Here is a 26,536-nt window from a genome sequence, read left to right on the forward strand (position 1 = left end):
TGGGAAAAAATTGAAAAACGGGCCGGGGACGGGTTACTGTGCTGGACTAAAGTCTAGGATGCCTTGATCTGCTACATTTCATCGAAGAGGTATGCTAGAATAATCAATGTAAGCGATGTTTTGAAGGTGAAGTCATTGTGATTAGCGAGGTTGAAGCAAACGGCTAACATATATTTGGATGTAGGGCTGTTGCAGCCAGCTTGATTAAGCTTTGCTTCAGCGCTGGAGAAGTGTTATCGTCGCCATGCGAAGCCCGGGATGGTCTGTTTACTATTAGACTGACACCAGTCAAGGGAGCGGATGATACAGATGCAATATGTGGCAGTTGTAGTTGTGTTGTTAGTTGGTGCGGTTGTATATTTTGGTTACTTTAGCCCGAGAAAACAATCTTCAAGACCGAAAAACAGTACTGCCAGTAATGTAATTTCAATGGACCGTCACCGTAAAGCCAAGCAGAGTCCCGAGGAACAGCCTTGCTCTTCGTGTAAAAAGAAAAACGGTAAGCTGATCTTCTACGCTCAGGATAACGGGACGGTTGTCGGCTTGTGCAAGGACTGTAAAGTTAAGGCGAAGAAGCGGGATATGATGCCTCTCTGAATCTCAAAAAATAAGTTGTATTTTCTCGTGGCTTATGATATTATTATTTCTGTTGTGTGGAATACGGTGGTCCTCTGCGGATAATGAGGGAGAGCGATGGTCTCTCCGGAAGAGGCAAGAACACCTGTACGGAAGGAGGAAGTCCTAAATGAATATCCTACAAGCAATTACGCAAGAGCAACTTCGCAAAGATATCCCGAGTTTTCGCCCGGGTGATACTTTGAAAGTGCATGTAAAAGTTATCGAAGGAACTCGTGAACGGATCCAGTTGTTCGAAGGCGTTGTAATCAAACGTCGCGGCGGTGGAATTGGTGAGACTTTTACGGTTCGTAAAATCTCTTACGGTGTTGGTGTGGAAAGAACTTTCCCAATCAACTCGCCTAAGATCGAGAAAATCGAAGTGGCTCGCCGTGGTAAAGTGCGTCGTGCGAAGCTGTATTACCTTCGTGACCTGCGCGGTAAAGCTGCAAGAATTAAAGAAATCCGTCGCTAATATTGCGGCAAAGGAAAGGGGCTTGATTTCAAGCCCCTTTCGTTTATTCTTCTATTAATATGGTTTAGAACATATATGCCTTAGGATCAGCTTCTCCGAAAAGGCCTCCTGACGGAGTATTCGTGGAGGAGTTTTTGGCAGGAGTTTTTTTGTTGTATAGTGAGGGTAGCATATAGAGAGGATGGTGAACTATGCAGCAGGATTTTCAGCAGGGACAAGGTGAAATCGTGGAGCCTGACGGCAAGAACCCCCGCAAACCCAAAAATGAAGTTTTGGAATGGATTAAAGCAATTGCAATTGCTTTGATTCTGGTGATTTTGATACGCTGGCTTTTGTTCAAGCCGTTTATTGTGGATGGACCTTCTATGCGGCCGAATTTCCATACCGGTGAACGTGTGATTGTCAATGAAATCTTATATGACATCCGTTCGCCTCAGCGGGGTGAGGTTATTGTGTTCCATGTACCGTCTGAAGGTAAGGATTTCATCAAACGTGTAATCGGCGTAGCTGGGGATACAGTAAAAGTCGAAGGCGATGTTGTTACTGTAAACGGTGAACCGGTAAATGAAACTTACATCAAGGGTGCGATTGACCAGGCGCATAATAATAACACATTATACAACAACACGAATTTCCCGAACGAAGACATTACGGATGGAACAGTTCCGAAAGGGCATGTTTTTGTTATGGGGGATAACCGTTCTGACAGTAAGGACAGCCGGATGATCGGCTATGTGCCGCTGGGCGATATTGTTGGACGTGCAGACCTGATCTTTTGGCCGGTCAAAGATATTACTATGATTAAACATTAAGTTGACGGAAGTCAAAGGAGGTGACGGCAATGGCCATTCAATGGTTTCCCGGTCATATGACGAAGGCTAGGCGGCAAATCGAGGATAAGCTGAAGCTGATTGATGTGTGTATAGAATTGCTCGATTCCCGTCTGCCGCTATCCAGCCGCAATCCGATGATTGACGATATTTTGCGGGACAAGCCAAGACTGATTATTCTGAATAAAGCGGACTTGGCTGACCCTGAAGCTACACGGAAATGGCTGGCCTATTTCAGGGCGGAGGGCCATGTTGCGCATCCGGTAGATGCGGCTACTGGCACGGGCATCAAAGAGATTCCTGAGCAGGTTAAGCTGCTGCTGAAGGAGAAGATCGACCGGCAGATTGCCAAAGGGATGAATCCGCGTCCAAGCCGGGCACTGATCGTTGGGATCCCCAATGTGGGTAAATCTACGCTCATTAACCGGATGGCTGGCAAAAACATCGCGGCAACGGGTGACCGCCCGGGTGTTACCAAAGGGCAGCAATGGATTAAGACGGGCGGAAATTTGGAGCTTCTGGACACGCCAGGGATTCTGTGGCCGAAATTCGAGGATCAGGATGTGGGCTACCGTCTGGCGGTAACCGGTGCGATCAAAGAAGAGATCTTGAATATAGAGGATATCGCCTTTTTTGCAGTGAAGTATCTGGTCAAGGATTACGGAACAAGCTTCCAGGAACGTTTTGGAATCGAGAAGCTTCCTGAAGATCTGGAGAATCCGGACGAAATTGTTGCTGTTATGGAAGCTGTCGGCCGTAAGCGGGGTTGTCTGATCAGCGGCGGACGGGTGGACCTGGAGAAGGCTTCACGCCTATTGCTGCATGATCTGCGGGCAGGGAAGCTGGGTCGCTTTACACTAGAGACACCTTAAATACAGAAGCATGAGGAATGGAAGAACCATCCGGGTCATTGGGGTGGTTTTTTGCTATGCATGCGTGAATGAATGGTCCTGAAATTGGCAGAGCTAGTTTGAGCAAAAAGTGGGATGACCAGGGCGTATTCTTATGATAAGCTGGCTTGTACAAGGAATGGGATTTTAGAATTGGTGGTGGAGAAACAGTGAGTTCAATAGATATGTTAAGCTACGAAAAGGGATGCTGGGAGCAGGATTACCGGAGAATAGCAGGAGTTGATGAGGTAGGAAGAGGCTGTCTGTTCGGCGATGTGGTAGCGGCTGCGGTGATTTTGCCGGAAGGCCTCATTATTGAGGGTGTAGATGATTCTAAGAAGCTAACAGCGAAAAAGCGGGAGAACCTGTTCGAGCAGATTATGGAGCAGGCGCTGGCGGTAAGTGTAGGTCATGTTGACTCCATGGTCATAGACGAGATCAATATCAAGCAGGCTTCCAGGCTCGCGATGAAAAAGGCGGTAGAAGGTCTGGGACATCCCCCTGACTATATGCTGATCGATGCGGAAAAGGTGGATCTTCCCTTGCCACAGCTTGCAATTATCAAAGGGGATGCCAATAGCCAGTCTATAGCGGCTGCTTCAATAGTGGCAAAGGTTACGCGTGACCGGTTGTGCGAAGGCCTGTGGGAAGACTTATACCCGGACTACGGTATTAAAATACATAAAGGTTACGCGACTAAACTGCATAGGGAACAGATTCTTGCTCTGGGACCGACTCCTATGCACCGCCGCAGCTTTCTGGGGAGAATTCTATCGGATGAACTGACATTGTTTTAAGTTGAAAGAGATGGATGGATACAACACTTCCTATTATATAAGTTGTTAGGATGACTGCACTTAAGAGGAGCTTAGATTCAGGGGCTATCTTATAAAATGCTCTGAAATACCGATATAAATTGAAAAGATATACGAAAGGAGGGGAGATAGGCATGAACATCGGATCTTTGATTCGCGGATTACTTGGAGACAATAAACCGGGTGAGCCCAAGGCGGTAGAGCTAAAGGAAGGCCAGGTGGTCCGCGGTGTGGTGCTCAGTGTGTCGGATTCCGGCAAAGAGGCCGTGGTACAGATTCAAGGTACGCCTGTCCGTGCGGAGCTGGAGACACCGCTGCAGCCTGGACAAACATTGAATTTGCAGGTTGCTCCTCCGGGAGAAGGCGGCTTGCCCGTATTAAAACCTGTCTCCTCCGGTGAGGCTGCATTGGCTTCGTCGCAAAGTATGGGGGAAGCACTCGAATCGCTGGGGCTTACCGATTCCAAGGCAGGAAAGGAAATCATTCAGGCTATGGTATCTGGCGGCGTCGCCCTGACCAAGGAAACGGCTGCGAAGCTGGATGCAGTAATGAATGCTAAACCGCCGAATATTCCGGCGTCTGAGTGGCTGGAGGCGGCAGTCATCTCGGTAAAACGTGGACTTCCTGTCACGGCAGAGAGTGTGAAAGGTCTGCAGCAAGCGGTGTTCGGGCCTAAGTTGCATCAGCTTGTAGCTAAGCTTGAAACGGCGATCGGACAATGGGCTCAGCAGGAGAATGAAGCGGCGGGAATAAGTACAGCCGCAACGAATGCTTCCAGTAAGCCTGCATCGGCTGTTATTCCAGGAACGGCTACTCCTCCGGCAGCAGGAACGCTTGTGAATGGAGGTGCTGCGGCTTCTGTGGCATCAGAAGTCCCCGGAAACGGAAATTCGGCGGCTCCTGGTAATCATGCAGCCAATCAAGTTGCTGCAGTCAAAGTAAGTGGGACAGATGTAGCAGCGGCGTCAGTAGCAGCAGCCGATTCAGCATTGGCTACTGAAGGGGCTGACGTTCCCGGAACGCCTTCGGGTGGCATTGTGAAAACCATGCAGCCTGCCGGGAACGAAGCTGCAGCAGTGGCGGTCAATACATCTGCTGATGCTGCGGAACCATCGGCTGCGGCCTTTACTGGCCGAACAGGGACGGTTCCCGTTGCGTCGGATGGAGAAGAGGGTGCTGCTGAGACTGGTCCTGCTATAAAGGCGGGCAATACACCGAAAGCAGATAATGCCCAGCCTGCCGCTGCGGGATCTGGAACCGCAGCAGGTAATCCTTCTTCTGCAGAGCAGGCAGAAGGGGCTGAAGTTCGTTCCGGTACCCAGCCGGAACGAACCGCATTGCCGCCAGCAGATAACTCTGCTGGCAAAGGTACAGCCCTGCTCGCGAAGCTGCAGGGCGTGCTCACCGAGCTGCGCGGCGCATTGCCGCAGCTCGCTTCTGCCCCGCCCGCTGACGCGGCGGGGCAACCCCCTGCCCCAGCGGCTGCACAGCCGCCGCAGGGCACTACAGCCCCGCCAGTAGCGGCGGGGCAAGATCCAGCCCCCGCGCCTGCAGGGCAGCGCGGGGAAGGGCCGTCTGCGGCTGCGGCGCAGCAGACGGGCACCGCAGCCATCCACGACGTGGAGTCGTGGGTGGGGCGGGTGCTGAAGCTGCTCGGTGCGGAGCACGAGCAGCAGGCCGTTCGCGGCGGCGGGCATGCCGCCGCGGAGGTGCGGGCCGCTGCAGTGCCGGCAGCGGCGGCAGTGCGTGAGGCAGCGCTTCCGCAGGCCGCGCTGGCGAGTGGGGCGATCGGCGATGATACGGCTGCCGATACGCTGAAGGGCGTACTGCTGCAAGTGCTGGGCAGCAGTGAAGTACCGCCCGCGGTCAAGGAAGCCGCGGGCCAGTTGGTACTGCAGTTGACGGGACAGCAACTGCTCCTGAATACGGATCGTACGACTCCGTTTGCGCAAGTCACGATGTTCCTGCCGCTACACGGTCCAGATGGCCAGGAAACGGCTTCTGTCCATATTCAATCGAGACGGGGGCGCAAAGGCGAACTCGATGCATCGAACTGCCGCTTGTGGTTTGACCTGGATATGAAGCAGCTGGGACAGACACTGGTAGATGTGCAGGTTGTGGACAGAATCGTAAGTCTGAAGCTGCATAACGATACGCCATGGGTATTAGAACTGCTCGAAGAACGTAAGGATGAAATTGGAGCAGCAGTGGAATCGATTGGATATCAGCTGTCCAGCTTAAGAACAGAACCTCTGCCGCAGCCTAGTGCTGCATCTGCGGGCGGCCCAGGCAGACTGGCAGACTATGTGCCTGATTCCTACAAAGGAGTGGATTACCGCATATGAGTGATTCCGCCGATGAAATTTCTCAAAACCTGAAAAAAGCGGTTGCCCTCAAATATTCACCTGGTCAAAGTGAAGCACCAGTTGTAGTCGCCAAAGGACAAGGTGCGGTAGCAGATAAGATTCTGCAGATGGCGAAGGACAGCGGGGTGGCTGTCCAAGAGGATGCTGCCCTGGTAGAAGTGCTCTCCAAGCTTGACCTGGACCAGCAGATTCCTCCACAGCTCTACCAGCTGGTTGCGGAAATTCTGAGCTTTGTTTACCAGAGTGACCGCTCTGCCGGAGAACGGAGGCAGAAGTGAGTGAGGTTTCATCTGAAGAGCCCTATACCCGCAAGCAAAAAGGTGCTGATGGCGAGAAAGCCGCTCTGCAATACCTAACTGCACAAGGTTACCGGATTATAGAATGTAACTGGCGCTGCCGCAGCGGGGAACTGGATATAATTGCAGAATATGGTCAAATGCTTGTTTTTATTGAAGTACGGAGCCGCAGCGGAAGCCCGCTTCAGGGTACCCCGGAAGAATCTGTGGATGAGCGGAAGATTCGTCAGGTGCGTGCGACCGCCCAGGTATACATGCATATGAAGAACGTATATGAACGCCGGGTCTCTTTTGACGTCATCACAGTAATGCTGAATGAGGATAGGAGTATTGCATCGCTGCATCATATACGGGAGGCTTTTTGAAAGTTTTATACATTTTGTTGACTTTTCAAACATACAGTCTTGACATACCCTCCGTACTATGGGTCATTTCTTCAAGGAAATGGGTAAACATTATTGTAACTTTTAATGCACCATGAGGAGGGCTGTCCGAGTGAGCAATCAACCGTTGGATATACAGGTGAATTTTACTTGCCAATATTGTAACACCAAAATTGCAGTAGAGCTGGGCGGAGAGCCTGTGTCCGTTATTTGCTGCAGCAAGTGTAATAAGACCTTTACCGTTATGAGGCCAGCCATAGCGGAGGAGATTTTGATTGATTGGGAGAATGAAGCATTATTCCAAAAAATCCGGGCTGAAAAAACCCAGAGTAGCAATAGCAGTCTTTTGTCGTTAGTCATCCGGGTGATTGAGCTTCTGACCTGGCGCGACAAAGGAAACGGGCAGGTAGAAGCCATCAAAGAGATGCGCCACTGGCTTATAGAGCATGAGGAAGTGCCTCCGTTAGCGGAGTTGATTAAGCTGGATACGAACAGTCAGCGTTCTGCCAAACGGAACTGGAACGATTGAAGTGTCCACAGAAGCTATTTCTGAGTACAGAAGAAGGGGATAGGAATGTCAAATATATTTTTTACCTCAGATCAACATTTTGGGCATAAACTGATTATTGATTTTGAGTCCCGTCCCTTTGGCAGTGTGGAAGAAATGGACCGGGTGATGATCGAGAAGTGGAATTCTGTGGTCGGTACAGAAGATACAGTCTTTCACTTGGGGGATTTTTCTTTTTTGAACCTGGAAAAAACACGGGAGATTGTATCTGCCCTCAAAGGCTATAAAATCCTGATCCTAGGCAATCACGACCGCAGCAGAGGCAGGAACTGGTGGCTCGAAGCCGGTTTTAATGAAGTCAGTGAGTATCCTGTAATATATAAAGATTTCTTTTTTCTTTCACACGAGCCCATGTATATGAATAAGCATATGCCCTACGTAAATGTGCACGGCCATATTCATGGACAGAAGTATGAGGGGAAGAATTATTTTAACATTTGCGTAGAACACTGGGACTATACACCTTTATCTTTTACCCAAATCAGAGATTATGTTGTGGTGAATGAGGAAGGATAACGAAATTTTTGTATTTCGAAGATTGCATACTTATGCAATATGGGGTGATATCCATTTTTATAACGGTAACCCTTGATTAAGCTCATGGAATATAAGTATACTAAGGATAATAGAATAACCGGAAATTGAGGAAGCACCCTTTTTCTTGAATTTAGTCCGTCCATCGTGGGCGTATATCAAGAGAAGAGGTGTTTTTGTCATGTATGGGAAAATGCACAGCGCATGCCTATATGGGATCGAGGGTGTCATGATTGGTGTGGAAATCGATCTGGCCAATGGTCTGCCGCAGACGAGCATCATTGGTTTGCCTGATTCAGCAATCCGGGAGGCTGTAGAGAGAGTGCGTGCCGCCGTCAAAAATTGTGGTTACCGTTATCCGCAGCAGCGGGTCACCATAAATTTGGCTCCAGCTGACCTCCGTAAGGAAGGTTCTGCATTCGATCTTGCCATTGCCCTTGGTATTTTGACCACAAGCGGGCAATTGGTTATGCCTGAAGCGGAACAACTGTTATTAATTGGTGAGCTGGCGCTCGACGGAAGTTTGCGGCCGGTTACCGGAGTGTTGTCTATGGTAGAAGCAGCCCGCCGTAACGGCATGAAGGGTGTACTCGTTCCGAAGGGAAATGCCGCCGAAGCGTCATTAATCAGCGGAATGACCGTATATGCAGCGGAGCATTTACGGCAGCTGCCGTCACCGGATACAGATCGGGAGCAATTAACTGTTCATCCCTTGTCTACCGTTTCTTCACAACTGAGTGAGCTTCCATTTCCTGTCACAATTAGTGCTGGTCAGACTGAAAAAGACCAGCCACCAGTTAAAGTGCTGTCTCTGAATCATCTAAGATTCATTCCTGAATATGCACACACTGATTCATTAAGCTCCGAAGTGAAGATGATGACGGAGGACTATAGTGATGTTCTCGGGCAGAACCATGTGAAGCGCGCCTTGATGATAGCTGCTGCCGGGATGCACAATATTGTGCTGATGGGTCCGCCGGGAACGGGAAAGACCATGTTGATCAAACGGCTTCCAGGCATACTTCCGGAACTTGATGATAATGAGTCGCTGGAGGTGACCAAAATCTTCAGCTCTGCAGGCAAATTGAAGGAGGGGAACATTGGATTATTGCGGAGCCGCCCGTTTCGTTCCCCCCATCATACGATCTCAGCTGCAGGACTGATCGGTGGCGGGGGGATTCCCAAGCCGGGAGAGGTGAGCCTGGCACATCGAGGTGTTCTCTTTTTGGACGAGTTGCCCGAGTTCTCCCGCAATGTGCTTGAAGTGCTCCGTCAGCCCCTTGAGGATGGAGTGGTAACGATCAGCCGCGCCCGGGCTGCATTTACATTTCCGGCACAATTTTTACTAGCATGTTCAATGAATCCTTGCAGCTGTGGATATTTAGGGAGCGTAGGGACGACGAAGCGATGCACCTGCAGTCCGGCAAAGATCGCCCAATACCGTGGCAAAATTTCCGGACCGCTGCTGGACCGGATTGATATGCAGGTGGATGTTCCCCGTCCGAGAGACTGGGAGGGGCAGGGGGCCTCGATATCTTCGTCGGAGATGCGCACCGAGGTTCTTAAGGTACAAGCTATTCAGAAGGAACGTTTCAGAGGTCTGCCGATCTCATGGAACAGCGAGCTTTCAGGGACTGCTCTGCGCCGTTATGCAAGGCTTCAAAAGGACGAAAGACAATTACTGAATGATATTCTGGAAAGTCTCGGCTTAAGTATGCGGGCGCATGACCGGATCATTAAGCTGGCCCGTACTATTGCTGATCTTGAAGGTGCAGCAGATATCGGTTCATCTCATCTTGCCGAAGCTGTCCAATACCGTAATTTGGACAGGCAAGTTATAGTAGATGAGTGATTCTGTAATTTACAGAGCCTTATGGTTTCAGCTATACAAACAAGCCGTCCGGGAGACCGGACGGCTTGTGCTATGTTAACGAGATGTGCAATTAGTGCTTACAGCACATTCAACTCGACTGCAATGTTACCGCGGGTTGCGCGGGAGTAAGGGCACGCACCATGAGCAGCTTCTACCAATTGTGCTGCGGTCTCTTTATCGACGCCTTTAACCAGGACATCCATCTTAACGGCGATACCGAACCCTCCATCCTCAACTTTTCCGAAACTGACGGTAGCCGTGACTTCGCTGCCTTCGATTTTTACTTTTCCCATACGGGCTACCATGTTCAGTGCACTGTCAAAGCAAGCGGAATAGCCAGCTGCAAATAGCTGCTCCGGATTAGTGCCTTCGCCGCCGGCACCGCCCATTTCACGTGGAGTACTGATGGTTAGATTTAGTTTTGGGCTTTCGGATTCTATATATCCATTTCTTCCGCCTACTGCTTTTACTGTAGTTTCGTACATTTTCTGTTGGATAGTCATCATTACTAATCGCTCCCGTTCATTCGTAAATGTATTGTACACAATTTAATTTAACACAAATAAAATAATAGTCAATATATTTTTTGCTATTAACATGATATTAATTAGAAATTGTGATAAAATAATGTCACAAAGGCAGGTGAAGAAAATATGCAAGAGACAACTACAACTCCCGAGCTGCTGCTTGAGAATCAACTGTGTTTTACCATTTATGCCTGTTCCCGTGAATTTACGAAGCTGTACCAGCCTCATCTGGACAAGATTGGACTAACGTATTCCCAATACCTTGTAATGCTTGTATTGTGGGAACGCCGCCAGTGTACAGTTAAAGAGCTGGGCGATGCACTTTTTTTGGATTCAGGCACATTAACGCCGCTGCTGAAGCGACTCCAGGCTGCCGGTCTGATTCTTCGCGAACGATCGCTTCAGGATGAACGGAAGGTACTGATCTCACTGACCGAACAGGGCAAGGCTCTACGGAGTGAAGCGGCGTGCATCCCCGGTAAAATGGCGGAAGGTACAATGCTATCAGCAGATGAATTTGTGGCTCTGCTGGGTCAATTCAAGGACCTGCTTGCCCGTGTACATGAAGCCAATACCAATGCCGTTAAATAGATTGTTTATGTAAAGTCAATGCAATCGTTCGCATTCCGGCATGAAATCGAGCGAAAATGTATGTATAAATCATGAAAGTTTTTAAGGAAAGCGTTTTTAAAACATGTTACAATATTCTGGGTTTCATATTATGGCTCTGGGCGGAAATTATTTCAAATCGATATTTTCGCCCCGGAAGTCATAGACAGAAACCTGTGCCGATTTCAAATGATTCCGGCATGGGTATTCTGTATGTACCGGGATATTACTATATTTTACCGGTCTGGACCCGGCTTTGGACAATCAAAACGGAAAGCGGAATGGCAGCAGGCTGCCTGCTTCGCCACCGCAATACTTTAGGAGGCTTCCGGTATGAATATCCACGAGTATCAGGGAAAAGAAGTACTTAAGAAGTACGGCGTGGCCGTACCGAACGGAAAAGTAGCTTATACAGTGGAGGAAGCGGTAGAGGCCGCAGCGTCGCTGGGTACCCCGGTGGTAGTGGTCAAAGCGCAGATTCATGCTGGCGGACGCGGCAAAGCCGGAGGCGTAAAGGTCGCCAAAACGAGCGAAGAGGTTCGTGCATATGCGGAAGAGATTCTCGGGAAGACGCTGATTACCCATCAGACGGGGCCGGAAGGCAAGGTAGTGAAACGGCTGCTGATTGAGGAAGGCTGTCAGATTGTAAAGGAATACTATATTGGACTTGTTGTTGACCGTGGTTCCGGCCGTGTGGTGATGATGGCATCGGAGGAAGGCGGAACTGAGATTGAAGAGGTTGCAGCTACGCATCCTGAGAAGATTTTCAAAGAGATTATTGATCCGGCGGTAGGATTACAGACGTTTCAAGCCCGGAAATTAGCTTACAGTATAGCGATTCCAACAGAATTGGTTAATAAAGCGGTCAAGTTCATGCAAGCGCTCTATTTGGCTTTTGTGGATAAGGATTGCTCCATTGCTGAGATTAATCCTCTCGTGGTTACCGGGGATGGAAACGTTATGGCACTCGATGCCAAGCTGAATTTCGATTCCAATGCCTTGTTCAGGCACAAGGACATTCTGGAGCTGCGTGACCTGGACGAAGAGGATGCGAAGGAGATTGAAGCTTCCAAATTCGATCTGAGCTACATCGCCCTGGACGGCAACATCGGATGCATGGTGAACGGTGCGGGTCTGGCCATGGCCACTATGGATATTATCAAATACTATGGCGGTGAACCGGCTAACTTCCTGGATGTAGGGGGCGGTGCCACCACTGAAAAGGTTACTGAGGCATTCAAAATTATTTTGTCCGACGACAAAGTTAATGGAATATTCGTCAATATTTTTGGCGGAATCATGCGTTGTGATGTTATTGCCAGCGGAGTAGTAGAAGCTGCAAGACAGCTTGGACTGACCAAGCCGCTTGTTGTCCGTCTTGAAGGCACCAATGTAGCACTGGGCAAGCAGATTCTTGCCGGCTCGGGGCTGAATATCGTAGCTGCGGATTCTATGGCAGATGGAGCCCGTAAGATTGTAGCTCTTGTGTAAAGACAATTCTAAGTAGGGATGTGACTATAGATGAGCATTCTTGTAGATAAAAATACGAAGGTCATCACGCAAGGGATCACAGGCTCGACCGGCTTGTTCCATACCAAGGGAGCCCTGGATTACGGTACCCAGATGGTAGGCGGGGTTACCCCAGGCAAAGGCGGGACCACTGTCAATATTACTTTGGACAATGGCAGTGAGGTCAGTCTGCCAGTATTCGATACGGTTGTAGCTGCCAAGGCAGCTACGGGGGCGACGGCAAGTGTAATTTATGTCCCGCCGGCTTTTGCGGCGGATTCGATCATGGAGGCGGTGGATGCCGGCCTTGAGCTGGTCATCTGTATTACTGAAGGAATCCCGGTACTGGATATGGTAAAAGTATCGCGCTATATGGAGGGACGCCCTACCGTGCTGATCGGCCCTAACTGTCCGGGTGTCATTACACCGGGGGAATGTAAAATAGGCATCATGCCTGGATATATTCATATGCCTGGTTATGTGGGAGTTGTATCCCGCAGTGGAACGCTTACCTATGAAGCGGTACACCAGTTGACAGAGCGCGGAATCGGACAGTCATCGGCAGTCGGTATTGGTGGTGACCCTGTAAAAGGCTCGGAGTTCATCGATATTTTGAAGCTGTTTAATGAGGATCCTGGAACCAAGGCTGTCATTATGATCGGAGAGATCGGTGGTACAGCGGAAGAGGAAGCGGCGGAGTGGATCAAAGAGCATATGACTAAGCCAGTTGTCGGCTTTATTGGAGGGGTAACCGCACCTCCGGGTAAACGGATGGGGCATGCCGGAGCAATTATTTCTGGGGGGAAGGGGACGGCCAGCGAAAAAATTGCTGTACTGGAATCCTGCGGTATTAAAGTTGCGCCAACTCCAGCCGAAATGGGCTCTACCCTAGTGAGTGTCCTGGAAGAACGCGGGATTCTGAACGCTTTTACGACTCACTGATATTTCACAATACAATTGTGTCCAGATTAGGTATAATCAGCTTATAAGGTAAGCAACCTTTTGTTCTCTTTCATGGGGATAATAGGTTGCTTTTTTGGCGTCCGGCCTTTTTTACTAGGAGGATTCCTGTTATACCTTACCTCAGGTGGAATGGCTTATTTAATTTAGGAGGCTTGCCTTCATCAAAAGGAGAGAAATACATATGGAAAGACGCATACTGCTGATCGGATTGAATGAAGTAGAGGGTGTAGGCTGGAAAACCATCGACAGAATTCTCCAAGCGGGACTTTTGACGGAAAATGCATTTTTGTGTAACTTTGAGGATTGGGTAAAATCGGGGATCCCTGCGAAAGTTGCTCAGAAGCTAGCTGCTGATTTTAATGAAGAATGGATTTGTACCCGCTGCAATTTAATGAAGAAAAGCGGTGTAGAGTCGGTTACTCTGTTTGATGAAGATTATCCGGAGCGACTTAAAGAAACGCCACAACCCCCTTGGGTGTTGTATTACAGAGGCAATCTGAAGCTAGCTTCCAGTCCTTCAATCGCAATGGTTGGAACCCGTGTGCCAACGGCCTATGGGCGTAAGGTTGGTGAAATACTGGCATCAGAGCTTAGTGCGGCAGGTTTCACAGTGGTAAGTGGACTTGCCCGTGGCATTGACAGTGTCTGTCATGAAGCTGCGCTGGGGAGCAAAGGCGGTACCGTTGCCGTGGTTGCTACAGGACTCGATAGGATATATCCTCCGGAGAACAGGGAGCTGGAGCGGCAAATTTCGCGTGAAGGCCTGGTACTCAGTGAGTATCCGCTGGGAACCCAAAGCCATCCCGGACTTTTCCCTCAGCGGAATCGCATTATTGCGGGACTTACTCTGGGAACGCTGGTTGTCGAAGCGGATGCGCGCAGTGGCTCACTGATTACCGCTGACGCCGCCCTTGAAGCCGGGAGAGATGTGTTTGCCGTACCGGGACCTATCACTTCACCCAAAAGCCGGGGAGCCCTAGACTTAATTAAGCAAGGGGCAAAACTCGTAACCGGAGCCTCCGATATTATTGAAGAATACCTGTCACACTTGCCTGCAAAATCAATAGGAGATACAGAAAATGCCGGTTTGCTGCCGGTAGGGGAAGACAGGCTCAGGGAAAAGAAATTGACAAGTGAGGAGTCTCACCTATACCATATACTGCATCAAGGCCCTTTTACACTGGATGAGCTGCTGCACAGAACGGGATGGGATTTTGGACATTTGCATTCAGTTCTGTTATCTTTAATCATAAAAAAAGCGGTATCACAATTACCAGGGGCAATTTATAAGGTAATTTAATATAGAAGGAACACTTTTAGGAGGAACAACCTATGGCGGAAGCATTGGTTATTGTCGAATCGCCGGCAAAAGCGAAGACAATTGGCAAATATTTAGGAAGTAAATATATCGTAAAGGCTTCTATGGGACATATCAGGGATTTACCGAAGAGTCAGATTGGTGTAGAAGTGGAAAATGACTTCAATCCCAAGTATATTACGATCCGTGGTAAGGGTTCGATTTTGAAGGAACTTAAGGACGCCAGCAAAAAAGTAAAAAAAGTCTATCTGGCGGCTGACCCGGACCGCGAAGGTGAAGCGATTGCCTGGCATCTGGCGCATGCGCTGGATCTGGACAACACACAGGAATGCCGGGTCGTCTTTAATGAGATTACAAAGCAGGCTGTAAAAGATGCCTTCAAGACACCGCGCAAAATTAATATGGATCTGGTTAACGCTCAGCAGGCACGGCGTATTCTGGATCGTCTGGTCGGCTACAAGATTAGCCCACTATTATGGAAGAAAGTCAAAAAAGGTTTGTCTGCCGGCCGAGTGCAATCTGTTGCCGTCAAAATCATTATGGACCGTGAGAATGAAATTTCGGCATTTGAACCTACGGAATATTGGAGTATTACCGCGAAGCTGGGCATTCGGGATTCTCTCTTCGAAGCCAAGTTCCACAAACTGAACGGTGAAAAGAAAGAACTGGGTCAGGAAAGTGATGTTCAGGAAGTACTGGAAGCAATCAAAAATGCTGCCTTCAAGGTAAGTGAAGTAAAAGAGAAAGAGAGACAACGGCATCCTTCCGCACCTTTCACGACGAGCTCCCTTCAGCAGGAAGCAGCACGGAAGTTGGGCTTCCGCGCAGCCAAAACCATGTCTGTGGCTCAGCAGCTGTATGAGGGTGTTGAGCTGGGCAAAGAAGGAACAGTCGGTTTGATTACTTATATGCGTACCGACTCCACCCGCCTATCCGTAACCGCGCAGGATGAAGCCAAGGAATTGATCCTATCCAAATACGGTGAGAAATTCGTCCCTGAGACACCTCGTCAATATTCCAAAAAAGCTGCCGGATCTCAGGATGCGCATGAAGCTATCCGTCCTACATCCGCACTCCGTGAACCAGAGATGGTTAAAGAATACATGAGCCGTGACCAATTCCGGCTGTATAAGCTGATATGGGAGCGGTTTGTATCCAGTCAGATGTCTTCTGCAGTTCTGGATACGCTCTCGGTAGATATTACCGCTGGTGCTGCCGTATTCAGAGCCGTCGGCTCCAAAGTGTCTTTTGCGGGTTTTATGAAGGTATATGTTGAAGGTAATGATGACGGAACCACGGATGAGGAAAAGTATTTACCTCCGCTCAAGGCGGGCGATGACCTGGTTAAGCATGAAATTGAGCCGAAGCAGCATTTTACACAGCCGCCTCCGCGATACACAGAGGCACGTCTGGTCAAAACGTTGGAAGAGCTGGGAATAGGGCGTCCAAGTACTTATGCCCCTACACTGGAAACGATCCAAAAGCGTGGTTATGTGGCGATTGAAGAGAAGAAGTTCATGCCGACAGAACTTGGAGAATTAATCATTGAGCAGATGGAACAATTTTTCCCTGAGATTCTGGATGTAGAATTCACGGCGCATATGGAAGGCGATCTTGACCATGTAGAAGAAGGCGCTGAGGATTGGGTAAAAGTATTAGCTGAATTCTACACGTCCTTTGAGAAGCGGCTGGTATTTGCTGAGGAAGAAATGAAGGAAATTGAAATTGAAGATGAAGTGTCGGATGAGCTATGCGAGAAATGCGGCAAACCGATGGTGTATAAGCTTGGACGGTTCGGTAAGTTTCTGGCTTGCTCCGGATTCCCGGATTGCCGGAATACCAAACCGATTATCAAGGATATTGGGGTAAGTTGTCCGAAGTGTCATGAAGGTAAAGTCGTGGAGCGCCGCAGTAAAAAGGGCCGTGTTTTCTATGGCTGCGATCAATACCCTGGCTGTGATTTTGTATCGTGGGACAGACCATCCATTAAACCATGCCCGGTCTGCGGCTCCTGGATGATTGAGAAGCGTAACAAGCAGGGGACGAAGCTCCAGTGCACTTCTTGCGATCATACCGAGGCTGTACTTGAGGGCGAAGAACTGGCAGAATAAATGTCTCTACAGGAGGAAAGGAAATTGACAGAATTAGCTAAGGTTACAGTAATAGGGGCCGGTCTCGCAGGGAGCGAAGCGGCCTGGCAGATAGCATCCCGGGGGGTTCCGGTTAGATTATATGAGATGAGACCTGTTGTGAAGACTCCTGCGCATCATACCGATCAATTTGCAGAACTGGTATGCAGCAACTCGTTGCGTGCCAACGGGCTGGGTAATGCGGTTGGGGTGCTTAAGGAAGAAATGCGGCGACTGGATTCACTGGTGCTGGGTGCAGCCGATCGTCACGCAGTTCCTGCTGGCGGAGCGCTTGCTGTTGACCGTGATGGATTCTCCGGTGAAATTACTGCCAAACTGCATAATCATCCCCTAGTAGAAGTCATAAATGAAGAACTTACGCATATACCGGAGGAAGGGATCGTTGTGGTTGCAACCGGCCCGTTGACTTCTCCGGCATTATCCGCTGAGATCAAAGGCCTGCTAGGTGAAGAGTACTTTTACTTCTATGATGCCGCCGCTCCGATCGTTGAAAAGGATACCATCGACATGAGCAAGGTATATCTGGCCTCCCGCTATGACAAAGGTGAGGCGGCTTATCTGAACTGTCCGATGACGGAAGAGGAATTTGACCGTTTTTATGATGCGCTAATTTCTGCAGAGACAGCAGCAATCAAAGATTTTGAGAAAGAGATTTACTTTGAAGGTTGTATGCCGATTGAAATCATGATGAAGCGCGGCAAACAGACCGCCTTGTTCGGCCCCATGAAACCGGTGGGTCTCTTGAATCCCCATACAGGCAAGCTGCCTTACGCGGTTGTACAGTTACGTCAGGACAACGCTGCCGGAACGCTTTATAACCTGGTTGGTTTCCAGACACATCTGAAGTGGGGCGAGCAGAAACGGGTATTCTCCCTGATTCCGGGCCTGGAGAATGCCGAGTATGTCCGCTATGGAGTAATGCACCGTAATACATTTATTAATTCTCCGAAACTCTTGCATCCTACCTATCAAATGAAGGGCCGGGAAAGACTGTTTTTTGCCGGTCAAATGACAGGAGTTGAAGGTTACGTAGAGTCCGCAGCATCAGGGTTGATTGCTGGTATGAATGCTGCAAGGGCAGCGCTTGGTGAAGAAGGCCTCATCTTCCCTCAGGAGACGGTACTGGGCAGTATGCCTGCTTACATCACGTCTGCCGATCCGGAACATTTCCAGCCGATGAATGCTAATTTTGGCCTATTGCCCAAGCTTGCGCAAAGAATCCGCAGCAAAAAAGAAAAAAATGAGTTTCTTGCTCATCGTGCCCTGGATAGTCTTGCATCGTACGCCGCTCATGCTGGCCTTCCGCACAATGTGCCAGAGAATGCGGATCAGACTTCTCAATAAAATAAGATATACAGTAACATGCAAAACTTAGGATTGAGCTTTCGAAGCGAGTTTTGTACGTAGATGTTCCCAGGCGGTAACGCTCACAAAACTTTTAGGAGGTTGCTTAAATTATGTTACCAAGCTTTCATGCAACTACAATTTGTGCGGTGAGACATAATGGTCATGCGGCAATAGCCGGGGATGGCCAGGTTACATTTGGCGAGAGTGTGATTATGAAGACAACGGCCAGAAAGGTACGTCGTTTATATAGAGGGCAGGTTATCGCCGGCTTTGCGGGATCCGTAGCGGATGCGATTACATTGTTCGAGAAGTTCGAGGGCAAGCTGGAAGAGCATCATGGAAACTTACAGCGTGCGGCTGTGGAACTGGCCAAGGATTGGCGCCAGGACCGTATTTTGCGGAAGCTGGAAGCGCTGATGATCGTGATGGATAAAGAGGGTATGCTGCTGATTTCCGGTAATGGAGAAATTATTGAGCCGGATGATGATGTGCTTGCCATCGGTTCAGGAGGTAATTTTGCGCTCGCTTCAGGGCGCGCTTTGAAACGGCATGCCTCCAAACTAAGCGCTGCAGAAATAGCCAAAGAAGCGTTAACGATTGCATCCGAGATATGTGTATATACCAATTCAAATATTATTGTCGAAGAACTGTAGGCACGGTGCCACAGAAAAGGGAGGAAGTCACAATGGTGAATCAATCGCTTACACCCCGGCAAATCGTAGCAGAACTTGATAAGTATATTGTAGGACAGAAGCAGGCCAAGAAATCAGTGGCTGTTGCGCTCCGCAACCGTTATCGCCGCTCGCTACTGTCTGAAGAACTGCGGGATGAGGTTGTCCCAAAGAATATTTTAATGATTGGACCTACCGGTGTCGGCAAGACCGAGATTGCACGGCGTCTGGCCAAGCTGGTGAATGCCCCGTTTATCAAAGTAGAGGCTACCAAGTTTACAGAGGTTGGTTATGTGGGGCGTGACGTAGAGTCAATGGTCCGTGATTTGGTGGAAACCTCTATTCGTATGGTGAAACTGGAGCGTACCGAGAAGGTCAAGGACCGTGCTGAAGAAATGGCCAATGACCGGATTGTGTCGATTCTGGTACCTGGGGGATCCAAGAATAAATCACAGCGGAATCCGTTTGAGATGATTTTTGGCGGGAATAACGGCGGAAGCGATGATGCCAAAGAAGAAACGGAAGATGGCAGTCTTAGTGAGCGCCGCCGTGGAGTCAAATTCAAATTGCTTGCAGGACAGCTGGAGGACGACATCATCGAGGTGGACGTTGAAGATACGACACCTAATATGCTTGACATGTTCGCTGGACAAGGAAATGATCAGATGGGCATGAACATGCAGGAAATGTTCGGTAGTCTATTGCCGAAGCGGACCAAGAAGCGCAAACTTCCGATCAGGGAAGCACGGAAGGTCCTGATCCAGGATGAGGCCGCAAAGCTGATCGATATGGATGATGTTATTCAGGAATCGGTTGCACGTGCCGAGCAGTCTGGGATTATTTTTATAGACGAGATCGACAAAGTAGCCAGTCAAGGCAAGGGCTCGGGACCGGATGTCTCTAGAGAAGGGGTGCAACGCGATATTTTGCCTATCGTCGAAGGTTCTACAGTAATGACCAAATATGGTCCGGTTAAGACTGACTATGTACTTTTTATGGCCGCTGGAGCTTTTCATGTAGCCAAACCTTCTGACCTTATACCTGAATTGCAGGGCCGCTTTCCGATCCGTGTGGAACTGAGCAGTCTGACACTTGAGGATTTTGTCTCTATTCTGACTGAACCGGAGAACGCCTTAACAAAGCAATATGTCAATCTGCTGAGAACGGAAAATATCGAAGTTCAGTTTCAGCAGGAAGCGATTTATGAGATCGCTAGGATTGCAGCCTCAGTAAATCAGAATATGGAGAATATAGGTGCGCGTAGACTGCATACTATTTTAGAGAAACTGCTGGAAGACCTATCTTTTGAAGCTCCAGAGCTCACTTTGGATACAATGGTCATCACTCCAGAGTATGTTCGTGAAAAATTGGCAGGAATCGCACAGGATCGCGACTTAAGCCAATATATCCTGTAGTACATTGAGACTTAAGAAAATTCAAATTTAGGTATTTGGAATTAGCTGCATACAGAAACCCCTCTTAATCGGGGGTTTTTATGTAATTATATGTTAAAATAAGTCATTTAATGGTGTTTAAAAGTAAAAAAATAGAAAAAACATGCTTTAAGCCCTCTCTTTTCCGAAAAGATAGGGCTTATTTCTTATTGTAATAATATACAAATTCTAAGAGAATCAATGTATATGAGATTGACATTATTTTTGTCCATCGACAACTTTCGACCTATATTCGGCAAGTGTGGAAGGGATTTAGCCTTTTTTGTCGAAACAAGCAGGAATTCGTAAGGAGTTTGTGGAATTCTATTCATCACAAAGGTTTTGGAAGGGGGATTTCCATTGGGTTTATTGAACAGTGTCAGTTTTCAAAGATTGCAGGGAGGCCTAGATGCCGCCACCAAACGACAAAGTGTTCTGGCTAATAATGTAGCCAACGTTGACACTCCTAATTTTAAACGCTCTGATGTCAATTTTGAGAGCTTTTTACAGCAACAGGAGAGTGGACTTAAGTCAACACTTAATGCGAAGGTGACAGATTCCCGGCACTTCCAATTCGGAACAGGTACTATAGTACCAGCAGCAGTAGTCAGTACAGATGAAACAACTTCAATGAACAATAACGACAATAATGTGGATATGGATCGCGAGCAGGCGCTAAGTGCTGAAAATCAGCTCAGATACAATGCATATGTAGAGCAGTTGAACAGCCAGATTACAATGATGCGTACAGTGGTTGAAGGGAGATAACGAGACATGAACTTTGGTAGCAGCTTTGGGATCAGCGCTTCTGCATTAACCGCCCAACGGTTAAGAATGGATGTGATTTCCTCTAACATTGCAAATGCAGAGACAACACGAGCCTCTGTAGTTGATGGCAAAGCCGTTCCTTACCGGCGAAAAATGGTTGTACTTGAAACAGCACAGAATGACAGTTTCTCCAATATCCTGAATTCGAAAATGAATAGTGGTGGAAGCCAAGGGGTTAAAGTACAGTCCATCATTGAAGATTCATCACCACTGAAGCCGGTGTACAATCCGAGTCACCCGGATGCGGATGCCGATGGGTATGTGTACATGCCAAACGTGGATATCACCAAAGAAATGGTGGATATGCTGTCTACGACTCGATCCTATGAAGCTAACCTCACGATGCTGAATGCATCCAAATCCATGGTAAGCAAAGCGCTCGAAATCGGGCGGTAAAATAAAATATAAAACACATCAGGAGGGAAACAGTTGATACAAAATTTAAGTATCGGGGCGCAGGCAATCAAGCCGTTAGCAATGAAAACCCCAGCTGCTGAGTCAACATCCGTTGAAGGTTCAGGCCAGAGCTTTAGTTCGTATTTGCAGAATGCATTGGATCAGGTAGCGGGTCAAGAACAGCAGGCAAAAGATATGAATAACAAATTCGTTCTGGGTGAAGTCAATGTTGATGAAACAATGATTTCTTCCCAACAGGCATTGCTGAGTTTGCAGTTGACTACACAAGTCCGGAACAAAGTGATTGAAGCCTATCAGGAAATTATGAGAACTCAAATCTAAATAATCCTAGCTTAGTTTCGGATGGGGTGACACTGTGAATGAAAGATTTGCCCAGTACCGGGAAAAAATTACCCAGTATTGGAATAGATTCAGCGGTAAACAGAAAATAATGTTTTTTTCCACACTGTTTATCATCATAATCATAATCGTAGTTTTATCGATGCAATTATCGAAGACGGAATACGAAGTGGCTTTTCAAGATTTAGATAGTACCGATTCAGCCGGAGTAATGAGTTACCTGGACACAGCTGGAGTTTCTTATCGCCTGAGTCCTGACGGTAAAAGCATATCTGTCCCTAGTACAGATGCCGCCCGGATCAAAGTGGACATTGGTTCGCAGGGGATTGTGCAGGGGGGTTCAATCGGATATAAGGTTTTTGATAAATCATCGTCGATGATTGGTACAACAGACAGTGAGTTTAATGTGAAGTACAACAATGCGCTGAATGGTGAAGTAGAGCAGCTAATGAGAAGAATGCAGGGTATTAAAGATGCCAAGGTTCTGATCAATCTGCCCAAGGAAACTGTTTTTGCCTCACAGGAGGATCAAGAGCAGGCTTCTGCTTCCGTAGTGCTTAGCTTTGACCCTGGATTTCGACCTTCACAGGAAAATATCGATGGTTATTTTAACCTTGTGAAGACTGCTGTGCCAAACCTGCCGATTGACAACATTACGATTGCCAATAATGAAGTTGAATTGATGCCGACAGCTAAAGGCGGACAAGCGGGAGTTTCTAGTCAGGTTGAAGAAAATTTCACTCTCAAAAAGAAATTTGAAGAGGAAGTTAAAAAGAATGTAAAACAGTTCCTTAGTACGCTCACGGGTCCGGATAAAGTTGATGTCCTAGTCTTCTCACAATTGAATTTTGATAAGGAGAACAGACAGGAGAAACTGGTAACGCCGGTAGATACGGAGAATATGAAAGGGATTGAGATCAGCTCGCAGATTATCAGCAATTCCTATTCAGGTAAGGGAAAGACTACCGGAGGGGTTGCAGGTACAGGCTCTCAAGATGTCGCAGGTTATCCAGCGGATACAGGTTCGGGAAATTCTTCTTCTGAGGAGTCTTCGGAGACAAGAAACTTTGAAGTGAACCATATCACTAAGGATATTATTGCAAGTCCATATTCTGTTAAAGATTTAACCATAAATGTTGCGGTTGAACCACCTACAGGACAAACAACTTTGGATGCCGCTACTTCGGCAGCCATTCAGAATATTTTGGTGAATATCGTTCGGGCGTCTCTAGCTGATTCTGGTGTCACTTATACAGACGCAGACTTAGCTAAAAAAGTTTCGGTATATTCCCAACAATTCGGAAGTGCGAATGCTAACGCAGCTGCAGGCGGTCTTGCAACGTGGATGATTTGGGCTATTGCCGCAGCGGCTTTACTGGTCGGTGCAGGAGGTGGGTTCCTTATCTATCGCAGCCGTAAGAAGAAGGCTGAAGAAGAAGTGGAAGAAGATATTCCGCTTCAGATTCCTACCGAATTCCCATCGATTAATATGGAGAGCGTGACGAACGAAAGTCAGGTTCGTAAGCAACTGGAAAGTCTGGCGAAGAAGAAGCCGGATGAATTCGTAAATCTGCTGCGTACATGGCTAGCAGACGAACAGAGGTGAAATAATGGCAAAAGCCGCTCAGCAGGTGCTTAGCGGCCGTCAAAAGGCGGCTATCCTGCTTATCACACTTGGGCCCGAGGTATCGGCACAAATATTTAAACATCTGAGGGACGAGGAGATCGAACAGCTGACTCTGGAAATCGCAAATGTCCGTAAAGTAGACAGTTCGGAAAAAGAGTCCATAATGGCTGAGTTTCATCAAATCTGTCTCGCCCAAGAATATATATCCCAAGGCGGTATCAATTACGCCAAAGAAATTCTGGAAAAAGCGCTTGGCTCGACCAAGGCGATGGAAGTTATCAACCGCCTGACGGCAACTCTTCAGGTACGGCCGTTCGATTTTGCCCGTAAGGCTGATCCGAACCAAATCCTGAACTTTATCCAGAATGAAAATGTGCAGACGATAGCCCTTGTATTGTCTTATCTGCAATTTGAACAGGCGGCATCGATTCTCTCTTCACTTCCACAGGAGAAGCAAGCTGAAGTGGCCAGAAGAATTGCAATTATGGACAGCACCTCTCCAGAGGTTGTGACACAAATTGAGCGGGTGCTAGAGCAAAAACTATCCGCTACAGTAACGCAGGATTACACCAATGCCGGAGGTATTGAATCGATCGTGCAGATCCTGAACGGTGTTGACCGCGGGACAGAACGCACGATTCTGGATTCACTGGAGATTCAGGATCCGGAGCTTGCCGAAGAAATCAAAAAACGGATGTTCGTGTTCGAGGATATCGTCAATGTGGACAACCGTTCGATCCAGCGAATTATCCGCGACATCGAAAATGCCGATTTGCAGTTGGCTCTCAAGGTGGCCAGCGAGGAAGTTCGGGATGTTATTTTCCGCAACATGTCCAAACGTATGGCCGAAACCTTCCGCGAGGAAATGGAATATATGGGTCCGGTACGGCTGCGTGATGTCGAGGAAGCTCAGACCCGCATCGTAGGAACGATCCGCAGACTCGAAGAATCAGGTGAAATAATCATCGCCCGTGGTGGAGGAGATGACATCATTGTCTAGGCTGATCAAACATTCACAATATGTTCCGGTTGATGTACTGAAACGATTGGAACAAGCCAGACAGCATGGAGGTCTGGATGAGGAGCCCACTGGTTCTGATGAAGCGACAGGTGAGGTGCATGTTCAGGACTCTGCCAAGGAAACGGCGGAACAGGCCCGTAAGCAAATGCTGAAGGATGCACAGGAGTTTGCTGAAGGACAAGTCAGAAACGCAGCACAGGAAGCGGAGAATATTGTGGAATCAGCACGGACAGAGGCTGAAGAATGGTGGCGGCAGCGCAGAGAGCAGGATGAGCATCTTGTAGAAGCTGTCAAATCCGAGGCTTATCAGCAGGGTTACCAGGAAGGGCTTGCACAGGCTGAACAAGAAATGTCGCGTAAGCTGGCTGAGATGATGGAGGAAGCAAGACAAGTCCTTCAGGATGCTTACAGGGCCAAAGAAGTTATTATTCAAGAGGCTGAACCCTTTCTGGTAGAACTCAGTTGTGATATAGCTGAGAAAATTGTGGACAAGCAACTGACGGTGGAACCGCAATTTGCAATGGATCTGATCCGCAAGAATCTTGCCCGCAAGCGGGAGCAGGGGCTGATCTCCTTATGCGTGTCACCTGCGCAGTTCTCCTTTGTGAATGCAGCTAGAGAAGAACTGGCTATGGCGGTTGATTCGCAGGCAGAACTGCAAATACTCCCTGATTCAACCGTTAGAGATCATGGCTGTGTAATCCGCTCTTCTTTTGGCAGTATTGATGCACGGATTGATACACAGCTTGCTGAAATCAAAAAAGAATTGATTCGAATAGCACTGGATACCGATGAGAACAGAAATGGGGAAGAGGATGCTTGACAGCGGACGGTATAAGGAGCAATTGCGGAATTTTGACCCTGTCAGAATCAACGGGAAAGTCACCCAGGTGATTGGACTAATGGTCGAGTCGGAAGGGCCGGATGCCAGCATAGGTGATGTATGCTACATCTACCCGGCCAAAGGCAACAAACCGCTACAGGCTGAAGTTGTTGGATTTCGCGACAACAAGGTGCTGCTAATGCCGCTCGGAGAGCTGCAAGCCATCGGACCAGGCTGTGATGTGGTAGGAACAGGCAAACCGCTAAGTGTACAGGTGGGTTCTGAGTTGCTTGGCAAGGTGCTTGACGGTTTGGGACAGCCGCTTGATGGTTCACTTATTCCGGCACGAATGCCACACAGCTCAACATTCAACATTCCATCAAATCCATTAAACCGCCCCCGGGTTCATGAACCGATCAGTATTGGAGTTAGAGCGATTGACGGGTTGCTTACCATAGGTAAAGGCCAGCGGGTAGGTATCTTTGCGGGATCAGGGGTTGGCAAGAGCACATTAATGGGGATGATTGCACGCAATACGTCAGCAGACGTGAACGTGATTGCCTTGATTGGAGAACGGGGCAGAGAGGTGCTGGATTTCATTGAACGTGATCTTGGACCAGAAGGTCTCCAGCGCTCAGTCGTTGTTGTCGCTACTTCTGACCAGCCCGCACTTATCCGCATTAAGGGGGCCCTTATCGCCACTACGATTGCTGAGTATTTTCGTGACCGCGGCTTAAATGTCATGCTGATGATGGATTCGGTTACACGATATGCCATGGCACAGCGTGAAGTTGGGCTGGCAGTTGGTGAACCGCCTGCGATGAGGGGCTATACACCTTCAGTATTCGCAAGCTTGCCAAAACTGCTTGAAAGAGCAGGAACGGGGCCTTCGGGATCGATTACCGCATTCTACACAGTTCTTGTAGACGGTGACGATATGAATGAACCTATTGCCGACGCAGTTAGAGGGATTCTGGATGGTCATATTGTGCTGAACCGGAATATCGCCAATAAGGGGCATTTCCCAGCCATAGACGTACTCTCAAGCATCAGCCGAGTGATGAAGGATATTGCTCCCGAGGAACAGATTGCTGCTGCTGAGAATGTAAAACGGCTTATGGCTGTGTATAAGGATTCAGAGGATTTAATTAACATCGGTGCCTATCAGAGAGGCTCTAATGCCCAAATCGACGAGTCAATGCATTATATCGACAGCATTTGGAATTTCACCAAGCAGAAGGTGAATGAGAAGGTCACGCTTGCCGAAGTCCAAGAGTCTTTAATTTCTCAGTTCTCAAGGAGTTGATTG

27 protein-coding genes are annotated in these 26,536 nt (G+C 48.3%); 26 read left to right on the forward strand and 1 reads right to left on the reverse strand.

All coding sequences use genetic code 11. The features are described from left to right. Positions 1 to 309 precede the first annotated feature (309 nt). The 11 genes from A3849_RS05320 to A3849_RS05370 all read left to right on the forward strand — a co-directional run bounded on the left by A3849_RS05320 (position 310) and on the right by A3849_RS05370 (position 9,624). Positions 310 to 597, forward strand: coding sequence for a hypothetical protein (locus A3849_RS05320; RefSeq protein WP_074110485.1), 288 nt, complete (start codon positions 310 to 312; stop codon positions 595 to 597). A gap of 148 nt (positions 598 to 745) precedes the next feature. Next, positions 746 to 1,090, forward strand: a complete 345-nt coding sequence (gene rplS, locus A3849_RS05325) for a 50S ribosomal protein L19 (protein WP_074088051.1) — start codon at positions 746 to 748, stop codon at positions 1,088 to 1,090. A 191-nt stretch (positions 1,091 to 1,281) separates the two neighbouring features. Beyond that, positions 1,282 to 1,902 (forward strand): signal peptidase I, encoded by a 621-nt coding sequence (gene lepB / locus A3849_RS05330; protein ID WP_074110486.1) that lies wholly within the window; start codon positions 1,282 to 1,284, stop codon positions 1,900 to 1,902. 29 nt (positions 1,903 to 1,931) lie between these two features. Next, positions 1,932 to 2,792 carry a ribosome biogenesis GTPase YlqF gene (gene ylqF / locus A3849_RS05335; protein WP_074110487.1) on the forward strand — a complete coding sequence of 287 codons (861 nt, stop codon included), beginning with the start codon at positions 1,932 to 1,934 and terminating at the stop codon, positions 2,790 to 2,792. Positions 2,793 to 2,995: 203 nt separating this feature from the next. Then, positions 2,996 to 3,607 (forward strand): ribonuclease HII, encoded by a 612-nt coding sequence (locus A3849_RS05340; RefSeq protein ID WP_074110488.1) that lies wholly within the window; start codon positions 2,996 to 2,998, stop codon positions 3,605 to 3,607. A 152-nt stretch (positions 3,608 to 3,759) separates the two neighbouring features. Continuing rightward, a complete protein-coding gene (locus A3849_RS05345) occupies positions 3,760 to 5,970 on the forward strand; it encodes a hypothetical protein (protein ID WP_074110489.1) in 2,211 nt (736 codons plus the stop codon). After that, positions 5,967 to 6,269 carry an EscU/YscU/HrcU family type III secretion system export apparatus switch protein gene (locus A3849_RS05350; protein ID WP_074110490.1) on the forward strand — a complete coding sequence of 101 codons (303 nt, stop codon included), beginning with the start codon at positions 5,967 to 5,969 and terminating at the stop codon, positions 6,267 to 6,269. Before A3849_RS05345 ends, A3849_RS05350 begins: the two co-directional genes overlap by 4 nt. Next, positions 6,266 to 6,652, forward strand: coding sequence for a YraN family protein (locus A3849_RS05355; protein ID WP_074110491.1), 387 nt, complete (start codon positions 6,266 to 6,268; stop codon positions 6,650 to 6,652). Before A3849_RS05350 ends, A3849_RS05355 begins: the two co-directional genes overlap by 4 nt. A 130-nt stretch (positions 6,653 to 6,782) precedes the next feature. Then, the gene (locus tag A3849_RS05360; protein ID WP_083613373.1) at positions 6,783 to 7,199 is read left to right on the forward strand and encodes a hypothetical protein; all 417 of its coding nucleotides are present in this window, start codon (positions 6,783 to 6,785) and stop codon (positions 7,197 to 7,199) included. Positions 7,200 to 7,244: 45 nt separating this feature from the next. Beyond that, positions 7,245 to 7,754 (forward strand): metallophosphoesterase, encoded by a 510-nt coding sequence (locus tag A3849_RS05365; protein ID WP_074110493.1) that lies wholly within the window; start codon positions 7,245 to 7,247, stop codon positions 7,752 to 7,754. Positions 7,755 to 7,953: 199 nt separating this feature from the next. Further along, on the forward strand, positions 7,954 to 9,624 hold the full coding sequence (locus tag A3849_RS05370) for a YifB family Mg chelatase-like AAA ATPase (protein ID WP_074110494.1): 1,671 nt from the start codon (positions 7,954 to 7,956) through the stop codon (positions 9,622 to 9,624). A 98-nt stretch (positions 9,625 to 9,722) separates the two neighbouring features. On the opposite strand, the gene A3849_RS05375 is transcribed toward A3849_RS05370, so the two are convergent. Further along, positions 9,723 to 10,151, reverse strand: coding sequence for an organic hydroperoxide resistance protein (locus A3849_RS05375; protein ID WP_074107692.1), 429 nt, complete (start codon positions 10,149 to 10,151; stop codon positions 9,723 to 9,725). Positions 10,152 to 10,298: 147 nt separating this feature from the next. Between A3849_RS05375 and A3849_RS05380 the strand changes: the two genes are divergently transcribed. From A3849_RS05380 to fliI, 15 genes are all read left to right on the forward strand, one after another. Beyond that, positions 10,299 to 10,763 (forward strand): MarR family winged helix-turn-helix transcriptional regulator, encoded by a 465-nt coding sequence (locus tag A3849_RS05380; RefSeq protein ID WP_074110495.1) that lies wholly within the window; start codon positions 10,299 to 10,301, stop codon positions 10,761 to 10,763. 351 nt (positions 10,764 to 11,114) lie between these two features. After that, entirely contained in the window at positions 11,115 to 12,272 is a 1,158-nt protein-coding gene (sucC, locus tag A3849_RS05385; RefSeq protein ID WP_074110496.1) for an ADP-forming succinate--CoA ligase subunit beta, read from the forward strand. Positions 12,273 to 12,302: 30 nt separating this feature from the next. Beyond that, entirely contained in the window at positions 12,303 to 13,232 is a 930-nt protein-coding gene (sucD, locus tag A3849_RS05390; protein ID WP_074101788.1) for a succinate--CoA ligase subunit alpha, read from the forward strand. 202 nt (positions 13,233 to 13,434) lie between these two features. After that, positions 13,435 to 14,553 carry a DNA-processing protein DprA gene (gene dprA / locus A3849_RS05395; RefSeq protein ID WP_074110497.1) on the forward strand — a complete coding sequence of 373 codons (1,119 nt, stop codon included), beginning with the start codon at positions 13,435 to 13,437 and terminating at the stop codon, positions 14,551 to 14,553. A 32-nt stretch (positions 14,554 to 14,585) separates the two neighbouring features. Then, positions 14,586 to 16,682, forward strand: a complete 2,097-nt coding sequence (topA, locus tag A3849_RS05400) for a type I DNA topoisomerase (RefSeq protein WP_074110498.1) — start codon at positions 14,586 to 14,588, stop codon at positions 16,680 to 16,682. A gap of 24 nt (positions 16,683 to 16,706) precedes the next feature. Further along, positions 16,707 to 18,065 carry an FADH(2)-oxidizing methylenetetrahydrofolate--tRNA-(uracil(54)-C(5))-methyltransferase TrmFO gene (gene trmFO, locus A3849_RS05405; protein ID WP_074110499.1) on the forward strand — a complete coding sequence of 453 codons (1,359 nt, stop codon included), beginning with the start codon at positions 16,707 to 16,709 and terminating at the stop codon, positions 18,063 to 18,065. A gap of 113 nt (positions 18,066 to 18,178) precedes the next feature. Next, the gene (gene hslV, locus A3849_RS05410) at positions 18,179 to 18,721 is read left to right on the forward strand and encodes an ATP-dependent protease subunit HslV (protein ID WP_074110500.1); all 543 of its coding nucleotides are present in this window, start codon (positions 18,179 to 18,181) and stop codon (positions 18,719 to 18,721) included. A 32-nt stretch (positions 18,722 to 18,753) separates the two neighbouring features. Continuing rightward, positions 18,754 to 20,154, forward strand: coding sequence for an ATP-dependent protease ATPase subunit HslU (hslU, locus tag A3849_RS05415; protein ID WP_074110501.1), 1,401 nt, complete (start codon positions 18,754 to 18,756; stop codon positions 20,152 to 20,154). 378 nt (positions 20,155 to 20,532) lie between these two features. Continuing rightward, positions 20,533 to 20,940: a flagellar basal body rod protein FlgB gene (flgB, locus tag A3849_RS05420; protein ID WP_074110502.1), complete on the forward strand. Its 408-nt coding sequence runs from the start codon at positions 20,533 to 20,535 to the stop codon at positions 20,938 to 20,940. A 6-nt stretch (positions 20,941 to 20,946) separates the two neighbouring features. After that, entirely contained in the window at positions 20,947 to 21,396 is a 450-nt protein-coding gene (gene flgC / locus A3849_RS05425) for a flagellar basal body rod protein FlgC (RefSeq protein WP_074110503.1), read from the forward strand. 33 nt (positions 21,397 to 21,429) lie between these two features. Further along, on the forward strand, positions 21,430 to 21,738 hold the full coding sequence (gene fliE / locus A3849_RS05430) for a flagellar hook-basal body complex protein FliE (protein ID WP_074110504.1): 309 nt from the start codon (positions 21,430 to 21,432) through the stop codon (positions 21,736 to 21,738). 34 nt (positions 21,739 to 21,772) lie between these two features. Further along, the gene (gene fliF / locus A3849_RS05435) at positions 21,773 to 23,362 is read left to right on the forward strand and encodes a flagellar basal-body MS-ring/collar protein FliF (RefSeq protein ID WP_074110505.1); all 1,590 of its coding nucleotides are present in this window, start codon (positions 21,773 to 21,775) and stop codon (positions 23,360 to 23,362) included. Between the two features lie 4 nt (positions 23,363 to 23,366). Further along, on the forward strand, positions 23,367 to 24,383 hold the full coding sequence (gene fliG / locus A3849_RS05440; protein WP_074088093.1) for a flagellar motor switch protein FliG: 1,017 nt from the start codon (positions 23,367 to 23,369) through the stop codon (positions 24,381 to 24,383). Next, on the forward strand, positions 24,376 to 25,227 hold the full coding sequence (locus A3849_RS05445; protein ID WP_074110506.1) for a FliH/SctL family protein: 852 nt from the start codon (positions 24,376 to 24,378) through the stop codon (positions 25,225 to 25,227). The genes fliG and A3849_RS05445 overlap by 8 nt, the downstream gene beginning before the upstream one ends. Next, positions 25,208 to 26,533, forward strand: coding sequence for a flagellar protein export ATPase FliI (gene fliI / locus A3849_RS05450; RefSeq protein WP_074088096.1), 1,326 nt, complete (start codon positions 25,208 to 25,210; stop codon positions 26,531 to 26,533). The genes A3849_RS05445 and fliI overlap by 20 nt, the downstream gene beginning before the upstream one ends. Positions 26,534 to 26,536 lie beyond the last annotated feature (3 nt).

The organism is Paenibacillus sp. P46E (genome assembly GCF_001909095.1).
GTDB classification, from domain to species: Bacteria; Bacillota; Bacilli; order Paenibacillales; family Paenibacillaceae; genus Paenibacillus_AQ; species Paenibacillus_AQ helianthi.